This is a genomic window from Archangium sp. (assembly GCF_036389735.1).
Lineage (GTDB): Bacteria > Myxococcota > Myxococcia > Myxococcales > Myxococcaceae > Archangium.
Window position 1 is genome coordinate 1 of record NZ_DASVWK010000370.1, and the last position, 16,131, is coordinate 16,131.

Sequence of the window (16,131 nt, forward strand, 5' to 3'; positions counted from 1 at the left end):
AGCGCAGCGAGTAGGGGTCCTGCACCTTGCGGCAGTTGATGTGCGTCTCCACCAGATCACTGCCCGCGAGCAGCCGGCGCAGGTGGGCGGCGCAGGCCTTCTGGCCCTCGTGGGGGCGCACGTCCTGGATCTCCGGGATGAAGGGCTTGTGGCTGCCCAGCAGGCCCTCCAGCGTCATCGAGCCGGCGAGGTCCGCCAGGTTGGCGAGCATCTCGGCGCGCAGCTGGAGCAGGGTGCCCACGGCGCACATGGCCTGGGTGCCGTTGACGAGCGCCAGGCCCTCCTTGGCCTCCAGCACCACCGGCCTCAGCCCGGCGCGCTCCAGCGCATTCCGGGCCGGCATCCGCTGGCCCTGGTAGAAGGCCTCGCCCTCGCCGATGAAGACGAGCGCCAGGTGCGCCAGCGGCGCCAGGTCTCCCGAGGCGCCCACGCTGCCGCGCTCGGGCACCACCGGCACCACGTCCTTGTTCAGCATGTCCAGCGCCAGCTGGAGCGTCTCCAGGCGGATGCCGGAGAAGCCCTTCGCCAGGACGTTGCAGCGCAGCAGCAGCAGCGCGCGGGCCTCGGGAATGGCCATGGGCGTGCCCACGCCAGCCGCGTGCGAGAGGATGAGGTTGCGCTGAAGCTCGCGCAGGTCCTTCTTGTCGATGCGCACCTCGGCCAGGGTGCCGAAGCCGGTGTTGATGCCGTAGGCGGGCTCATCCCCGGCGGCGACGCGGTCCACCAGCTCGCGCGAGGCCCGGACGCAGTCCTCGGCCTCGGGGGACAGCTGCACGATCGCCTCGTTACGGGCGACCTGGAGGATCTCCTCCAGCCGGAGGGTTTCACCATCGATCAGAAGGCGGGGGCGGTACATGTATGGCTCCGAATGCAGCGGTCACGCTCCTATAGAGCGTAGAGCGAGGGCGCTCACCCTCATACCTCAACAGGCGATCCTCCGCAGCCCGTCCGCTCCCCGGGCTTCCGGCAGCTTTTGACAGCAGGATGACACCTCACTACCTTGACGCGCCGTTCCAGGAGGAACCAGCCAACGTGGCATTGATCGTCCAGAAGTACGGCGGCACTTCGGTCGGAGACACCGAGCGGATGAAGAACGTGGCCCGCCGCTGCATCGCGGCCCAGGCCGCCGGGCATGACGTGGTGGTGGTGGTCTCCGCCATGTCCGGAGAGACCAACCGCCTGTTGAAGCTCGTCTCCCAGATCACCGACCGACCGAGTGAGCGTGAGCAGGATGTGGTGGTGGCCACCGGCGAGCAGGTATCCATCGGCCTCGTCGCCATGGCCATCCAGGCGCAGGGCGGTCAGGCGACCAGCTTCCTCGGTCACCAGGTGCAGATCGTCACCGACAACGTCTTCTCCAAGGCGCGCATCAAACGCATCGACGCCGAGCGCATCGTCGAGCTGCTCAAACAGAAGCACATCGTGGTGGTGGCCGGCTTCCAGGGCCAGGACGAGCAGGGCAACGTCACCACGCTGGGGCGCGGCGGCTCGGACACCACGGCGGTGGCCCTGGCCGCGGCGCTCAAGGCCGACGCCTGTGAGATCTACACGGACGTGGACGGCGTCTATACGACCGACCCGAACGTGTGCCCCGCGGCGCGCAAGCTGGACCGCATCTCCTACGAGGAGATGTTGGACCTGGCCAGCGTGGGCGCGAAGGTCCTGCAGATCCGGTCGGTCGAGTTCGCGATGAAGTACAAGGTTCCACTCTGGGTGAAGTCCTCCTTCACGGACGATCCCGGCACGCTGGTGTGCGAAGAGGACAAGTCGATGGAGAACGTGATCGTCAGCGGTATCGCCTATGACAAGAACGAGGCGAAGCTCGCCATCAGCGGGGTGCCGGATGTGCCGGGCGTGGCGGCGAAGATCTTCGGCGCGCTCGACGCGCAGAACATCGTGGTGGATCTGATCGTGCAGACCGCCTCCCGGGACGGCCGCACGGACCTGTCCTTCACGGTGGGCAAGACGGACTTGAGCAAGGCCAAGGAGGTCGTGGAGCGGGTGACCCGGGACATCCACGCGGGCGGCGTGGAGACGGACGGCGACGTGGCCAAGGTCTCCATCGTGGGCGTGGGCATGCGCAACCACTCGGGCGTGGCGGCGAAGATGTTCCAGGTGCTCGCCGCCGAGGGCATCAACATCCAGCTCATCTCCACGTCGGAGATCAAGGTCTCCTGCCTCATCCAGTCGAAGTACACGGAGCTGGCCGTCCGGGCGCTGCACACGGCGTTCGGCCTGGACAAGACTCCCGCGGCGAGCTGAGCGGTGAACCGTACCGGGGCGCTCGCGGTGGCCGCGCTCGGGCTCCTGGGCCTGGGCGTGCTGGCTCGTGGACGCTGGCCGGGCTCCGCGCCCGCGCTGGACTGTGATCCTGGCGCGGTGCGTGTGGTGGAGGGGGTGGCGGTGTGTGGGGACGGGGCGGCCCCCTCGTCCGCTCAGCAGCTCCTGCTGGGGCGGAAACTGGACCTCAACCACGTGTCCGAGGGGGAGCTGGCGGGGGTGCCAGGGGTAGGGCGCTCGCTTGCCCGGCGCCTCATCCAGGCGCGTGAGGCCCGGGGCCGCTTCGCCTCGTGGGACGAGGTGGCGTCCGTGCCTGGGGTGGGGGACGCCCGGCTGGAGTCCCTTCAGGCAACAGTAGAGCTACGGTAGGAGCCACGCCCCCAAGGCGTGTGGTAAGCACCATCCGTGCAGATCGCCTGCCCTCAGTGCTCCATGCAGTATGCGCTCGACCCCCGGCTGCTTCCGCCCGGAGGTGTGCCGGTGCAGTGCACCCGCTGTAGCCGTGTCTTCACCGCGGCTCCGCCGGCACAGGCGACCACCCAGACCACCCAGGTATTCGGCCTCGGTGGCCCGGTGCCCTCCATCAGCCCGGTGCCCTCCATCGCGCCCCTCCAGCCCGTGGCGAAGCCCGCGCAGCCCGTGGCGAAGCCGGCGGCCAACGCGAACTCCACGTTGCTCTTTGGTGCGGGTCAGCAGGCCCCGGCCAACAAGCCCAAGGCGGCTCCGGCGGCAACGCCGCCGTCGGCCATGACGACGCAGCTGTTCGGCGTGGTGCCCCAGGTGCCGCCGCCCGGCGCCAGCAATCCCCAGCCCAAGCCCCAGGCGGGTGCCCCCGCGCCCACGACGACACAGGCGTTCGGCGCGGTGCCGCAGCCGGTGCCGCCGGGCAACAAGCCGCCCTCCGCGTCGACGACGCCGCCCCTCGGTTCCACGGCGCCCGCCCAGGGCACGTCCCTGGCGGGGCGGCCCTCGTCCGTGTCGCTGGTGGAGCTCTTCGGTGACCTTCCGGACTTCGAGTTCGAGTCGAAGCCGGGGAGTGGGGAAGCGCCGCGGCCGGACCCCACCCCTGCTCCTGCCCCCGCCGTGGCGCCAACGCCCGAGCCGGTCCCGCCGTTCAGCGCTCCCGAGCTGAGGATGGCGGGCCCGTCCGCGCACCCTCCGGGCCTCATGCCCCGGAGCGAGCCCCAGGCTCCCCCGGCCGCGCTCAACCCGATGCCCGCTTCGGTGGGCGTGGCGGCGGGGACGCCCATCGAACTCCCCGACGAGCAGCCGGCCCCGCCGCCGAATCCCTTCGCGGGCCCGGTGCCTTCCCTGGGGGCTCCGCTGAGCGTTCCTCCCGAGGTAGCCGTCTCGAACAGCCCGATCGGGGCTCTCCTGGCGGAGGAAGTGCCCGTCGAGGAGCTGCCGTCGTTGCCGGGAGTGATGGCGCAGACGCCGGCTCCGGCCCTGTCCAAGCCGCTCGAGTTGCCGCCGGAGCTGCTCGACAACCCGATGGCGACCCCTTCGGACGAGCCGCGTCCCAACAAGGGCCTTGGGAGTCGGGGCCTGCTCATCGCCGGGATCGTGGTCGTGCTCGCACTGACGGCGTTCCTCACCTCGCCAGCCTGGCGCGGGAAGTCCAACGCGGTGTCGCAAGAAGCGCTGGTCGCCAAGGAAGAGGCGAGGGTGCTGCTGCGGCGTGACGACGCGACCTCGAAGGAGGAGGCCCTCTCTCGCTTCCGGACGCTGGTGGGCCTGCACCCGCTGAGCGTGGAGCTCCAGGCGGAGCGGGCGATCGCGCTCGCCCTGCACCTGGACGACACGCGCGTCCAGAAGAGCACGCTCGAGGCGAAGGTGAAGCGGCTCCAGGAGCGGATCACCAGTCTCTCCGAGGCCCAGACCCCGGCGGACTGGCAGAGCCGCGTCAACGCGATGCGTGAGGAGGTGGCCACCGCGCAGCGCGAGCTGGTGCCGTTCGAGACGCGCACCGCGCAGCTCGTGCAGGAGGCCCTGGACGTGTCCAAGCAGCTCGCGGTGATGCCCGCCCATGAGGAGACGGAGCCCGCCCTGGCGCGCCTGCGGGCCCGGGCCATGTTGAATGCCTCCCTGGGTGGTAGCGAGACGCCCTCGCTGGCCGTGATGCTCGTCCAGCAGCAGCAGCAGGACTGGAGCGCGCTGGCGATGGCCGAGTACGTCCTCAACGCCTCCACCACGCGCAATCAGATCTCCCAGGCCGCCACGGCGTTGGAGCGCCTGCGGGAGAAGGACAAGACCTTCCTGCGCCTCTACGTGCTGGAGGCGCGGATCGCCCTGCTGCGTGGGGAGCCGACCCTCGCGCTGGGGCTGCTGGAGACCGTGCTCACCCTCAATCCCAAGCACGAGCTGGCCCAGAAGCTCCAGGAGCATGCCCAGGAACTGCTCAACCCCGAGCCCGGTTCCGAGTCCGCTTCCTCGCCCTGACCCGGGGTGTCCACTTCCTGTCCCCTGGGGAGGAAAAGAAGTTCCCACCTCCCTTGAAGTCGCGCTGCCCCGCCCTGGGGGATGAGGGGTCCGGCGCCGGCCCCGAGGCCGGTATGCCTCTTGCTTGACGCCTGCCCCCGAGTGGTTCGCGTGAACGCGATTCGACGGGCGGGGAGGCAGGAGTGATGGCGGAACTGGTGTTCTGGTGTGCCGCGGTGCTGCTGGTACACACGTACTTTCTGTACCCGGTGGTGTTGTTCGCCCTGGATGGGATGGCGCAGGTGCTGCACAACCTGCGCTACATGCGCTCGGGGGTGAGCCGGCGCCGGGACGAGCAGCCGAGCGAGCTTCCCCGGGTGAGCCTGGTGGTGGCGGCCTACAACGAGGCGAGCTGCATCGAGGAGAAGCTGCGCAACAGCCTGGCGCTGGACTATCCGGCGGAGCGCTTCGAGGTGCTGATCGGCTCGGACGGCTCTTCGGACGGGACGGACGAGCTGGTGCGGCAGTGCACGGACGAGCGGGTGCGGCTGTCGGCGGCGCCGCGCGGCGGGAAGACGTCCGTGCTCAACCGGTGCCTTCCGGTGGCGAAGGGCGACATCGTGTTGCTGTCGGACGCGAACACGATGATCGAACCGGAAGCGGTGAAGCGGCTGGTGCGCCACTTCGAGAACCCCGAGGTGGGGGCGGTGTGCGGGCAGCTGCGGCTCTTCAACCCGACGAAGGCCGAGTACGAGGAGAGCACGTACTGGACCTATGAGTCGCTCATCAAGTTCTACGAGGGCAAGCGCGGGGCGGTGGTGGGGGCCAACGGGGGCCTGTACGCCATCCGCCGCTCGCTGTTCGAGGCGCTGCCACCGACGACGATCGTCGACGACTTCGTGATTCCGCTGCGCATCCTGGAGAAGGGCTACAAGGTCGTCTACGAGCCCGAGGCGGTGGCGCACGAGGAGACGACGGAGGACTACGGCAAGGAGTTCGGCCGCAGGGCGCGCATCGCCGCGGGCAACTTCCAGAGCCTGAGGATGGTGCCGGGGTTGCTCTCGCCGCTGTCGGGGTTTCCGGCGTTCGCCTTCTGGTCGCACAAGCTGCTGCGCTGGTGCGCGCCGGCGCTGATGGCCCTGGCGATGTTGGCGAACCTCTTCCTACTGAACAGTATTTTCTACCGGCTGACGCTGGTGGGGCAGGTGCTGTTCTACGGGCTGGCGTACCTGGGGAAGAGGGGCGCGCTGAGCGGGACGGCGAAGCGGGTGGCGTCGGTGGCCTACTACTTCGTGACGATGAACCTGGCCATCGTGGTGGGCTTCTGGCGATTCCTGCGCAACACCCAGCGCGCGGCCTGGGACCGTACGGCGCGCGCCCCGTCGTCGTAGCCTCGGGGGTTGCGTTAGACTGGGCCCCTGTCCGAGACATGAGGAGGCCTGGAGTGCGCTGCCTCCGCGCCAGTTCATCGACCGGCGCACCCCGACCGTCCGTCTCGAGCACTCCGAGCCTCCGCGGCTGGACGGTCAGCCGTACCGGGAGATCACCCGGGTGGGCCCGCTGATGATGCTCGGCGAGCACGAGGGACCCGAGGACGCCTGGGGTGAACTGCAACTGGTGGGGGCGCGGAAGCGGGAGAGGCACCGCATCTCACTCGAGCGCCTGGAGCAGGGCGTGTTGCTGGGCCGCTACGAGCGCTGCGGAATCCCGCTGGCGGAGCTCAACGATGTCTCGCGCGTGCACCTGCTCCTGGTCCAGATGGGCGAGGAGCTGTGGGCCATCGACACCGCCAGCACCAACGGCACCTGGCAGGACGAGGCGCGAATCGAGACGACCACGTTGGACGATCTGGACTCGCTCAAGCTGGGGGACGCCCTCCAGCTCCAGTGGCTCCGCCTGCACGCGTAGAGACCGCTGGAGGCGCGCTTGCTTCGCGTCGGCGAAGGAGTAGGCCGGCGACGGTCTACCGCCGAGCCACCGCCGTGGGCCTGGGCTCGGGCAGCACGGACCCAAACGCGGCGAAGAGCTGCCCGGTGAGCACGGGCGCCTTGCCCGCGCCGGGCACTCTCAGCATGTCGTTGAGCACCTCGCCGGTGCGTGGATCCCTCTGGAGGCCCGGCTTCGCGAGGTTCATCCGGTAGCGCACCACCCCGCGCTTCACGCGGTGGATGACCACGACGGTGCCATCGTCCTCGATTCCGTCCACCAACCCCACGTGGGTGAGCCCGTCGTTGCGCCGTCCATCGCGGTTCCGGTCATACGTCTCGCGGAAGAACACGAGGTCTCCCGGCTTCGGCTGGCCCCGGGTGTACACGCGGCCATGGCTCCTCGCGTACCGGTAGATAGCGGTGACACCGTTATCCCCCGTCACCCCCGCTCCCCGGAGCGAGACGCCGGCCCTGGCGTACACGCCCTCGATGAAGCCCGTGCAGTCATCCGGCCAGGAGCGCCCGGCGAGCTTCACCTTGCTGCTACCCACGAGCCCTCGGGCGGCGGTGAGCACGTCCTCTCGGCGGGCGGGAGGCGGGGAAGGGCGCACCTGCTTACGAGGAGCAGGCGAGGGGGCGGGAGTGGCGACAACGGTCAGCGGGGCCCGGGGCGCCGCGGGGGGAGTCATCGGGCTGTACCGGGAGTGGGAGCCCAGCATCCGCCCTCCGAGGGGCATGCCGCTGGCGCATCCGGTCATCACCACCACCGCCGCGAGCAGGACACCGAGCCTCATGACGCCACCTCCCTGGAGCGAGTCCACGAGAGAGGGTCCGGCGGATCCACGGTGTCGTCAAAAAACCTACCCGGCCAGGCAGGCACGGGAGCTCGGTTTTTTCACCCGGAGGCATGGTGGTAATTCTGGGCCAATGCGCAAGTTTCGAACCCTCTCCCTGCTGCTGCTGCTGACCGGCTGTGGTGCGCCCCGGGCGTACCAGCGGGCCCAGGAGGCGGACACGCTGGAGGCGTACCGCGCCTTCCTGCGCGAGCACCCCGAGGGGGATGACGCGGAGGCGGTGGAGGTGCGCATCTCCGAGCTGGAGTTCGAGGAGGCCTCGAAGCTTCACACGGTGGTGGCCTACAAGCGCTTCCTGGAGGCGCACCCGGAGGTGCCACAGGCGCGGGCGGCTCGGACGCTGCTGGAGGGCCTGCGCTTCAACGCGGCGAAGGAGGCGGGCACGGCGGCGGCGTTGCGCCAGTTCCTCAAGGACCATCCGGATGGGGCGCAGCGCGACGAGGCGCAGCGGCTGCTGAAGGAGGCCGAGCTGAAGGAACTGGCCACGACGAAGGACACCCAGCAGCTCCGGGCGTACCTCCAGGAGGCTCCGGATGATCCGCGGCGGCTGGAGGTGGAGTCGCGGCTGGACGACGAGACCTTCACGCGAGCGGAGACGACGGGGGCGACGCAACTCTTCGCGTACCTGCGGGACTTCCCGGCGGGCCGCTACCGCGAGCAGGCGAAGGTGAAGCTGCTGGCGCTCGAGGTGGAGGGGCTGCTCGTCTCCGGGCTGCTGGAGGAGGCGCGGGCGCGCGTGGCGGGGCACCCGCTGGGCGCGAAGCTGAAGGATTTCCCGGCGCGCCTGAACCGGATCCGCTCCGAGCGCTCGGCGCTCCAGAGCCCCGAGCCGCTGGCCCAGGCCGCGCAGGTGGGGCACTACCTGCGGAGCCTTGAGGACCTGAAGCACGCGCTGGTGGCGCCGGACGCGATGGATCGGTGGCAGGCGGCGGAGGAACTGGGGCAGCACGTGTCGGTGCGCGCGGTGGATCCCCTGCTGGAGGCGTTCCGTACGGGGCGCAATCCGCTCGTGAGGGAGCGGGCGCTGGAGAGCCTCCAGACGGTGCTGCGCGCGCTGCCCGGGCCGGTGGCGGAGTACGAGGTGGCGGTGCGGCTGGAGTCGCTGCGCGAGAAGGCGAACAGCGCGGAGCTGTACCTGATCATGGCGGCACTGTTGGATATGTCCGGGCGCATGGGCGAGGCGGCCACCGAGTACCAGCGGGCCTTCGCGCCGGAGGATCCGGATCCGGTGGTGCTGCGGCGCTGGGTGCAGCTGCGCGAGGAGCGGCGGCAGACGTTCTCGGCGGCGGTGGCGGCGCGGCAGCTCTCGCTGTGGGCGCTGAGGGTGGCACGCGAGGAGTCGATCTCCCCCGAGGGAGGCGTCCCGCTGGCGGCGGCGCGGCAGCTGTGCGCGGCGGCGCGGAACGCCCGCTTCGCGTCGGAGGCGATCGCCCGGGCCCGGAAGGTGAGCACCGAGTTCCCCGAGGATCTGGACGGCTTCGCGGTGACGGCGGCGGAGGCACTGAAGCTGTCGGAGGCGCGGCTGGCGGACGCGGAGCTGCTGCTGCGCGAGCGGACGCCCGGGGCGCGCACGTGCGGAGACGACGCGGTGCGCGAGCGTCTGGAGAGCGCGCTCTCCCAGCGCCGCGAGGCGCTCCGGACGGTGGGCACGAAGCTGCCGAAGCTGGCGCCGCTGCTGCTCCAGGTGGCGCGCGAGAGGGATCCTTCCCCGGAGGTCCGTACCGAGGCCGCGGCGCTGCTCAAGTAGGCTGTGTCCATGGCCACCCGCCCGGACCCATTACCGCGCATCGACTATGAGCGGCTGCTCAACGAGGAGCAGTTGCTCGCGGTGGAGGCGGGGGAGGGGCCGGTGCTGGTCATCGCGGGGGCGGGCTCGGGCAAGACGCGCACGCTGACGTTCCGGGTGGCGAGGCTGCTGGAGCGGGGCATTCCTCCCGAGGGCGTGCTGCTGCTCACCTTCACCAACAAGGCCGCGCGGGAGATGACGCGGCGGGTGGAGGAGCTGGCCGGGTCCTTCTCGGACGTGCGGAAGATCCTGGGCGGCACCTTCCACCACGCGGCGCACGTGCTGCTGCGCCAGCACGCGGGGGTACTCGGCTTCTCACGCGACTTCACGGTGCTGGATCGCGAGGACGCGGGCGACCTGATGGCCTCGTGCATCGCCGAGCGCAAGCCGCCGAAGGAGCGGCGCTTCCCGAGGGCCGAGGTGGTGTTGGAGCTCATCTCCCTGGCCGCCAACCTCCAGCGGACGGTGGCCGAGGTGCTGGTGGAGCGCCGGCCTCCACTCCTCCCGCTGGCCGAGGAGGTGCTGGCCGTCTCCCGCCGCTTCGCCGAGCGCAAGGCGCGCATGCACCTGATGGACTTCGACGACCTGCTGGTGCTGCTCAAGCGGCTGCTCGTCGAGCACCCCACCCACCGCGCCGAGCTCGTGGAGCGCTTCCGCTGCGTTCTCGTGGACGAGTACCAGGACACCAACCGGCTCCAGGGTGACCTGGTGGACCTGCTCGTCGGCGAGCGCCGCAACCTCACCGTGGTGGGCGACGACTGCCAGTCCATCTACAGCTTCCGCGGCGCCGACTTCACCAACATCATCGACTTTCCCCAGCGTTACCCGGGCTGCGGCATCTACCCGCTCACCCGCAACTACCGCTCGACCCCGGAGGTCCTCCGACTGGCCAACGCCTCCATTTCGCTCAACACGCGCCAGTTCCCCAAGGTGCTCATCTCCTCGCGCGAGCCAGGGCCGGTGCCGGTGCTGGTGCCCACCTTGGACCTGGCGCAACAGGCCGCCTTCGTGGTCCGGCGCGTGATCGAGCTGCGCGAGCAGGGCCTGCCCCTGGAGCAGATGGCGGTGCTGTACCGCGCGCACAGCCAATCGCTGGAGCTACAACTGGAGCTCACCCGCCAGGGCATCCCCTTCCAGGTGCGCTCGGGCGTGCGTTTCTTCGAGCAGAGCCATGTGAAGGATGTCCTCGCCCACCTGCGTCTGGTGGGCAACCCGCGCGACGAGCTGGCCTTCAAGCGGACCCTCAAGCTCGTGTCCGGCATCGGCCCGGCGACGGCGGAGTCCCTCTGGGAGGTGCTGAGTGCCCTGCCGCCGGAGCTGTCCCTGGTGGAGGCCCTGGGCCAGCCGGACGTCCGTGCCGAGGTGCCCCGGAAGGCGACCGCGAGCTTCGACCGGCTGCGCCTCCTCCTGGAGCGGCTCACACGGCCTGGGTCAAACATGACCCTCGGGGAGATGATCCAGGACGTGCTGGCCGGCGGCTACGGCGAGTACCTGCGCACCGAGTTCCCGGAAGAGGAGCGGCGCGAGGACGACCTCCGGCAGCTGGCCGAGTTCGCCGGGCGCTTCGAGGGCCTGCCGCGCTTCCTGTCGGAGATCGCGCTGGCCTCCGAGTTCTCGACCCGGGAGGCCACCGGCGAGCCCCCGGACGAGTGCCTCACGCTCTCCACGGTGCACCAGGCCAAGGGGCTGGAGTGGCGGGCGGTTTTCGTCATCTCCCTGGCCGAGGGCCGCTTCCCGCTGCATGGGGCGGCTCGCACGCCGGACGAGGAGGAGGAGGAGCGCCGGCTCTTCTACGTGGCCACCACCCGGGCACGTGATGAGCTGGTGCTGACCTATCCCATCTCCGCCGTTCTCCAGTACGGCGAGCGCTCGCTCCTCCGGCTTTCCCGTTTCATCGAGGAGCTACCGGTAGCTGAAGAAGCCCCCTATGCCCGGCTGATCCTGGAGACGAGAAGCGCGCAAGGTGACTCCTGACGTGATACAGAGTGGGATGAGCACGGTCCCCTCGGGCCGGGCAAGCACTCCACATGGCGGACAGACCTCGCATCATCGGGATTGATCTAGGCACGACCAACACGCTGGTCGCGTCCGTGAAGAACCGTATCCCGAAGATCGTCCCCACGGATCGCGGCAACCTGATCCTGCCGTCCGTGGTGGCGCTGTCTGGCAAGGGAGATCTGCTGGTGGGGGGTGTGGCCAAGGATCAGATGGTCACCAACCCGAAGAACACGCTCTACGGGACCAAGCGCCTCATCGGTCGCAAGTACCACTCGAAGGTCGTCGACGAACTCAAGGGCTACTTCAAGTACGACATCGTCGAGGGCACGGACGGGGACGCGGCGGTGACGCTGGGCGGGCGCGTGTACTCGCTGCCCGAGGTGTCCAGCTTCATCCTCAAGCAACTCAAGACGATCGCCGAGCAGTTCCTGGGTGGCCCCGTCGACGAGGCCGTCATCTCCGTGCCGGCGTACTACACGGACAGTCAGCGCCAGGCGGTGAAGGAAGCCGGGAAGCTGGCCGGCTTCAACGTCAAGCGCATCGTCAACGAGCCCACCGCGGCGGCGCTCGCCTACGGCTTCAACCGCGGGTTGGATCAGAAGATCCTCGTCTATGACCTGGGCGGTGGCACCTTCGATGTCTCGGTGCTGCACCTGACGGGCAACGTCTTCGAGGTGCTGGCCACCGGTGGTGACACCTTCCTGGGTGGCGTCGACTTCGACAACCGGGTGATGGATTACGTCCTCGACAAGTTCTGGGAGGAGACCAAGGTCGACCTCACGCAGAGCCCCATCGCCATGCAGCGCATCAAGAATGCGTCCGAGACGGCGAAGATCGACCTGACGCTCATCCCCAACGTGGTCATCGACCTGCCCTACATCGAGGAGCGCAAGGGCAAGCCGCTGGATCTGCGGATCCCCCTGACGCGCGAGAACCTCAACGCGCTCACGATGGATCTGGTGGACCGCACGTTCGAGCTCTGCGATCGGGTGCTGGCGGAGAAGGGCATCAGCCGCTCGGAGATCGACGAGATCATCCTGGTGGGCGGGCAGAGCCGCATGCCACTGGTGCAGCAGCGCATCCAGGAGCACTTCGGCAAGCCGCCGCGCAAGGGCGTGCACCCGGACGAGTGCGTGGCCCTGGGCGCGGCGCTGCTGGCGGACTCGCTGGGCAGCATCGACGCGGTGACGCTGCTGGACGCGGTGTCCATGCCCATCGGCTACGCGCTGCCCAACGGCCGCGTGAAGCGCGTCATCGAGAAGAACTCGCTCATCCCGCTGGTGAAGAGCTTCCGGCTGCCTCCTCCGAAGGATCCGGGCGCGCCCTTCATCGAGATGGACATCTTCCAGGGCGACAGCGACCTGATGGTGGACAACGAGTACCTGGGCACGCTGAAGGTACCGGCCGAGTCGGCGGGGCGGAAGATCGACTTCCGGCTCAACGAGGAGTGCCTGCTCCAGGTCATCGTCGAGGAGCCGGGTGGTTCCAAGCAGATCGAGCTGGCCACCCGGGACACGCCGGAGCTGCTCAAGAAGGAGCTGGCGCGCGTGGCCGAGGAGAGGGCCCTGAAGGCCGAGCAGGCGGCCTCCACCCCGTCCTCCCATCATGAGGGCAGCGGCTTGTTCTCCAGCATCAAGAGCATCTTCCGCAGGGGGTAGTAGGGCGGCATGGCCAGGTTCCCGTCGAAGGAGTGGTGTGAGGAGGCGGTTCGGCTGGTGAACGAGGACCCCGAGCGCGAGCTGGCAGCCCAAGGCTGGCAGGGCGACATCGGGGTCATCGTCGACGCGGAGCCGGGCAAGCTGGCGCGGGCCTTCGTGGCGTACGTGGTGCCACGCGACGCGCGCATCGAGAAGCTGCGCGTGCTGGATGACCCGGACGACCTGGACGAGTTCGAGCCGGCCTACCTGGCGCGGGCGCCATACTCCGTGTGGAAACATCTGCTCCAGGGCAGCCTGGATCCAGTGGAGGCGGTGCTGCGACGGCGCATCGCGGTGAAGGGCGATATCCAGCAGCTCGTCGAGCGGCTGCGCTTCAAGGGCATCGCGGATCGCCTCTTCGCCCAGCTGAAGACAGAGTACGTGGACGAGTGAGCGAGCCCGAGGGGGGCAGGCAACCATGGGGATTCGTGACGAGCTGAAGAAGCAGGCACTGGGGGCCTCGCAGAAGGCGATGGAGAAGCTCCTGGCCGACGAGAAGCGGGCCATGAGCGTCGCCCAGGCGTTTGGCTCGGTGCAGAGGGGCAAGCAGGCCCTGGACCGGAGCCAGGAGGAGCTCATGCGGGCGCTGAGCTTCGCCCCCAAGAGCGACTTCAAGGCCCTGGGCAAGAAGCTCTCGGGGCTCAAGCGGCGGTTGCGCGAGCTGGACGAAAAGCTGGAAGAAATCGCGCGTGAATAGCCGTTGACAGGGGGCACCAGCGGGTGGCATTTACCCACCCGTCGCTTCGTCGAGGGCACATAGCTCAGCGGTAGAGCACTGCCTTCACACGGCAGGGGTCCCAGGTTCGAAACCTGGTGTGCCCACTCTTCGACGAAACCGATGGCAGCAGGGCACATAGCTCAGCGGTAGAGCACTGCCTTCACACGGCAGGGGTCCCAGGTTCGAAACCTGGTGTGCCCACACAGCGAGAGGCCGTGAGTCCCCAGGGACTCACGGCCTTTTCGCTTTTGGGGCACTACTTGGCGGCCCGAGCCGGCCGGGTACCCGGGGGTACGGCCACGCCCGCCTGCTTGCGCTCCTGGGCCCGCGCCTTCATCAGAGAGGCCACGATGGAGCCGCCCAGCAGCAGGGTGATGACGCCCAGCGAGAGCGCCGGCGGCACCTTCACCACGTCGATCAGCGCCATCTTCGCGCCCACGAACACCAGCACCGCGGACAGGCCCACCTTCAGGTAGGAGAACTTCTCCACCGCCCCCGCCAGCACGAAGAAGAGCGAGCGCAGGCCCAGGATGGCGAAGATGTTCGAGGTGAAGACGAGGAACGGATCCGTCGTCACCGCGAAGATGGCCGGGATGGAGTCGAGCGCGAACAGCACGTCCGTCAGCTCCACCAGCACCAGGGACATGAACAGCGGAGTGGCCAGCTTCTTGCCATTCTCCACCGTGAAGAAGCGGTCCCCCTCGAAGCGGCTCGTCGAGGGGATGAGCCGCCGCGCCAGCTTCATGGCGGCGCCGTCCTCGGGGTGCTCCTCCTTGTTGCGCTGAAGGAAGAGCTTCACGCCCGTCAAGATGAGGAACGCGCCGAAGACGTAGATGAGCCAGTGGAAGCGCTCGAGCATCGCCACGCCGGCGAAGATCATCCCCGCGCGAAGCACCAGCGCGCTCAAGATGCCCCAGAAGAGCACCCGGTGCTGGTAGAGCGCTGGAATCTTCAGCGCCGAGAAGATGACGACGAAGACGAAGATGTTGTCGACCGACAGCGACTTCTCGATGAGATAGCCGGTGAGGAACTGCATCCCCGGCGTGGGTCCGAACTTCCACCAGATGCCCAGGTTGAACACCAGCGCGAGCGAGATCCACACGCCGCTCCACGCCAGCGCCTCCTTGAACTTCACCTCGTGCGTCTTGCGGTGGAACACCCCCAGATCCAACCCCAGCATCAACAGCACGAACACGATGAACCCCCCCCAGAGGGCGGGGCTGCCTACGCTCTGCATTTCCATGGGTTCTCGATCTCTTTCCTAGAAAGGTGTCAGAAGGACAGGGCTCCACCACTCCAGCCCCGGGCGGGCATCCGCGCGGCCTGCTCCCGCAGTCGGCGCACGCGCTCCTCGGTGCGCGGGTGCGTGGAGAAGAGCGACAGGATGTTCTGCATCCCCGCGAAGGGACTCACGATGAACAGGCTCGCCGTGGCCGGACGTCCCTCCACCGGCAGCGCCATGGCCCCGGCCTCCAGCTTCTGGAGTGCGCGCGCCAGTGCCTCGGGGTCTCCGGAGATCTCCCCGCCCGTCTCATCCGCCAGGTACTCGCGCGAGCGGGAGATGCCCATCTGGATGACCGTGGCCGCGATGGGCGCCACCAACGCCAGCGCCAGCGTCTGGAGGGGTGACAGGCCCTCGTCACCCTCGTCCTCGTCCCGGCCCAGGAACATCGAGCCGAACATGCCCACCGCGTGCGCCAGGTACGTCACCGCCGTGGCCACCGCCGCCGCGATGGTGGACACCAGGATGTCCCGGTTCTTGATGTGCGCGAGCTCGTGCGCCAGCACCCCGCGCAGCTCCCGCTCGTCGAGCACCTGGAGGATGCCCGCCGTCACCGCCACCACGCCGTGCTCCGGGTCGCGGCCGGTGGCGAAGGCGTTGGGCTGGGCCTCGTGCATGATGAAGACGCGCGGCTTGGGCATGTTCGCCCGCTGCGCCAACTCCTCCACCATCCGGTGCAGGCCGGGCGCCTCGTGGGGGCTCACCTCCTGTGCCCCGTGCATCTTCAACACCAGCTTGTCCGAGAAGAAGTAGGCGCCCAGGTTCATCGCCAGCGAGAGCGCCAGCGCGCCAAAGAGGAAGCCCTTGCCCAGGACGGCTCCGATACCAATGAGCGCCGCGGACAGGACTCCGAGCAGCAGGATGGTCTTGATCTGATTCTTCATGGCTCCGTCCACGATGGGCCCGAGCGCGCACCATGCGCGCCGGGCTTCGGATGCCATTGGAAATAAGAGCTGGGCGATAGTTAGGCAAATAGGTAATCAGGACACGAAGCTTCGATAAAACCGAAGGATGGGGGGCGCTCGCTTCCTGCTCCTGGAGAGCGGTTGAGCGAGCCTGGAGGGAGCACTTCGGAGGGATGACGGATCGTCGGCCCCTGTTTGGAGGCCCAAATGATTCGAAACCGACTCCTCTCCGCCCTGTGCGGCTCCTTCCTCTTCGTCTCCATCG

General features: G+C 68.8%; 14 protein-coding genes and 2 tRNA genes. 12 read left to right on the forward strand and 4 right to left on the reverse strand.

Annotated elements, in window-relative coordinates; translation table 11 throughout:
• Positions 1–856 (reverse strand): HAL/PAL/TAL family ammonia-lyase (locus VF794_RS12955; protein WP_331110190.1); only part of this gene is annotated, 856 nt, incomplete at its 3' end.
• Between the two features lie 176 nt (positions 857–1,032).
• Here VF794_RS12955 and VF794_RS12960 point away from each other — a divergent pair.
• From VF794_RS12960 to VF794_RS12980, 5 genes are all read left to right on the forward strand, one after another.
• A complete protein-coding gene (locus VF794_RS12960; RefSeq protein WP_331110192.1) occupies positions 1,033–2,262 on the forward strand; it encodes an aspartate kinase in 1,230 nt (409 codons plus the stop codon).
• A gap of 3 nt (positions 2,263–2,265) precedes the next feature.
• Positions 2,266–2,649: a ComEA family DNA-binding protein gene (locus VF794_RS12965; protein WP_331110194.1), complete on the forward strand. Its 384-nt coding sequence runs from the start codon at positions 2,266–2,268 to the stop codon at positions 2,647–2,649.
• A 36-nt stretch (positions 2,650–2,685) separates the two neighbouring features.
• A complete protein-coding gene (locus VF794_RS12970; protein ID WP_331110196.1) occupies positions 2,686–4,719 on the forward strand; it encodes a zinc-ribbon domain-containing protein in 2,034 nt (677 codons plus the stop codon).
• A gap of 185 nt (positions 4,720–4,904) precedes the next feature.
• Positions 4,905–6,089 carry a glycosyltransferase family 2 protein gene (locus VF794_RS12975; RefSeq protein ID WP_331110198.1) on the forward strand — a complete coding sequence of 395 codons (1,185 nt, stop codon included), beginning with the start codon at positions 4,905–4,907 and terminating at the stop codon, positions 6,087–6,089.
• Positions 6,090–6,249: 160 nt separating this feature from the next.
• Positions 6,250–6,606, forward strand: coding sequence for an FHA domain-containing protein (locus tag VF794_RS12980; RefSeq protein WP_331110200.1), 357 nt, complete (start codon positions 6,250–6,252; stop codon positions 6,604–6,606).
• A gap of 55 nt (positions 6,607–6,661) precedes the next feature.
• Here the strand turns inward: VF794_RS12980 and VF794_RS12985 are convergent, their stop codons facing one another.
• Positions 6,662–7,420, reverse strand: coding sequence for a CHAP domain-containing protein (locus tag VF794_RS12985; protein WP_331110201.1), 759 nt, complete (start codon positions 7,418–7,420; stop codon positions 6,662–6,664).
• Between the two features lie 133 nt (positions 7,421–7,553).
• Here VF794_RS12985 and VF794_RS12990 point away from each other — a divergent pair, with 133 nt between their 5' ends.
• From VF794_RS12990 to VF794_RS13020, 7 genes are all read left to right on the forward strand, one after another.
• Complete coding sequence (locus tag VF794_RS12990; RefSeq protein WP_331110203.1) at positions 7,554–9,227, forward strand: HEAT repeat domain-containing protein; 1,674 nt, start codon at positions 7,554–7,556, stop codon at positions 9,225–9,227.
• A 9-nt stretch (positions 9,228–9,236) separates the two neighbouring features.
• Complete coding sequence (locus VF794_RS12995; protein WP_331110205.1) at positions 9,237–11,240, forward strand: ATP-dependent helicase; 2,004 nt, start codon at positions 9,237–9,239, stop codon at positions 11,238–11,240.
• A 53-nt stretch (positions 11,241–11,293) separates the two neighbouring features.
• Positions 11,294–12,922 carry an Hsp70 family protein gene (locus VF794_RS13000; RefSeq protein WP_331110206.1) on the forward strand — a complete coding sequence of 543 codons (1,629 nt, stop codon included), beginning with the start codon at positions 11,294–11,296 and terminating at the stop codon, positions 12,920–12,922.
• A 9-nt stretch (positions 12,923–12,931) separates the two neighbouring features.
• A complete protein-coding gene (locus tag VF794_RS13005) occupies positions 12,932–13,354 on the forward strand; it encodes a hypothetical protein (protein ID WP_331110208.1) in 423 nt (140 codons plus the stop codon).
• A 25-nt stretch (positions 13,355–13,379) separates the two neighbouring features.
• The gene (locus VF794_RS13010; RefSeq protein ID WP_331110210.1) at positions 13,380–13,658 is read left to right on the forward strand and encodes a hypothetical protein; all 279 of its coding nucleotides are present in this window, start codon (positions 13,380–13,382) and stop codon (positions 13,656–13,658) included.
• Positions 13,659–13,711: 53 nt separating this feature from the next.
• Positions 13,712–13,783 (forward strand) — tRNA-Val (locus VF794_RS13015).
• A gap of 25 nt (positions 13,784–13,808) precedes the next feature.
• Positions 13,809–13,880, forward strand: a tRNA-Val gene (locus VF794_RS13020).
• Between the two features lie 55 nt (positions 13,881–13,935).
• On the opposite strand, the gene VF794_RS13025 is transcribed toward VF794_RS13020, so the two are convergent.
• Entirely contained in the window at positions 13,936–14,922 is a 987-nt protein-coding gene (locus VF794_RS13025) for a TerC family protein (RefSeq protein WP_331110212.1), read from the reverse strand.
• A gap of 29 nt (positions 14,923–14,951) precedes the next feature.
• A complete protein-coding gene (locus VF794_RS13030) occupies positions 14,952–15,845 on the reverse strand; it encodes a zinc metalloprotease HtpX (RefSeq protein WP_331110215.1) in 894 nt (297 codons plus the stop codon).
• Positions 15,846–16,131 lie beyond the last annotated feature (286 nt).

Excerpts from the sequence above, each read along its gene's own strand:
- VF794_RS12995 (WP_331110205.1), top strand. The coding sequence starts at position 9,237 with ATGGCCACCCGCCCGGACCCATTACCGCGCATCGACTATGAGCGGCTG.
- VF794_RS12990 (WP_331110203.1), top strand. The coding sequence starts at position 7,554 with ATGCGCAAGTTTCGAACCCTCTCCCTGCTGCTGCTGCTGACCGGCTGT.
- VF794_RS13000 (WP_331110206.1), top strand. The coding sequence starts at position 11,294 with ATGGCGGACAGACCTCGCATCATCGGGATTGATCTAGGCACGACCAAC.
- VF794_RS13010 (WP_331110210.1), top strand. The coding sequence starts at position 13,380 with ATGGGGATTCGTGACGAGCTGAAGAAGCAGGCACTGGGGGCCTCGCAG.
- VF794_RS12975 (WP_331110198.1), top strand. The coding sequence starts at position 4,905 with ATGGCGGAACTGGTGTTCTGGTGTGCCGCGGTGCTGCTGGTACACACG.
- VF794_RS13025 (WP_331110212.1), bottom strand. The coding sequence starts at position 14,922 with ATGGAAATGCAGAGCGTAGGCAGCCCCGCCCTCTGGGGGGGGTTCATC.
- VF794_RS13030 (WP_331110215.1), bottom strand. The coding sequence starts at position 15,845 with ATGAAGAATCAGATCAAGACCATCCTGCTGCTCGGAGTCCTGTCCGCG.
- VF794_RS13005 (WP_331110208.1), top strand. The coding sequence starts at position 12,932 with ATGGCCAGGTTCCCGTCGAAGGAGTGGTGTGAGGAGGCGGTTCGGCTG.
- VF794_RS12985 (WP_331110201.1), bottom strand. The coding sequence starts at position 7,420 with ATGAGGCTCGGTGTCCTGCTCGCGGCGGTGGTGGTGATGACCGGATGC.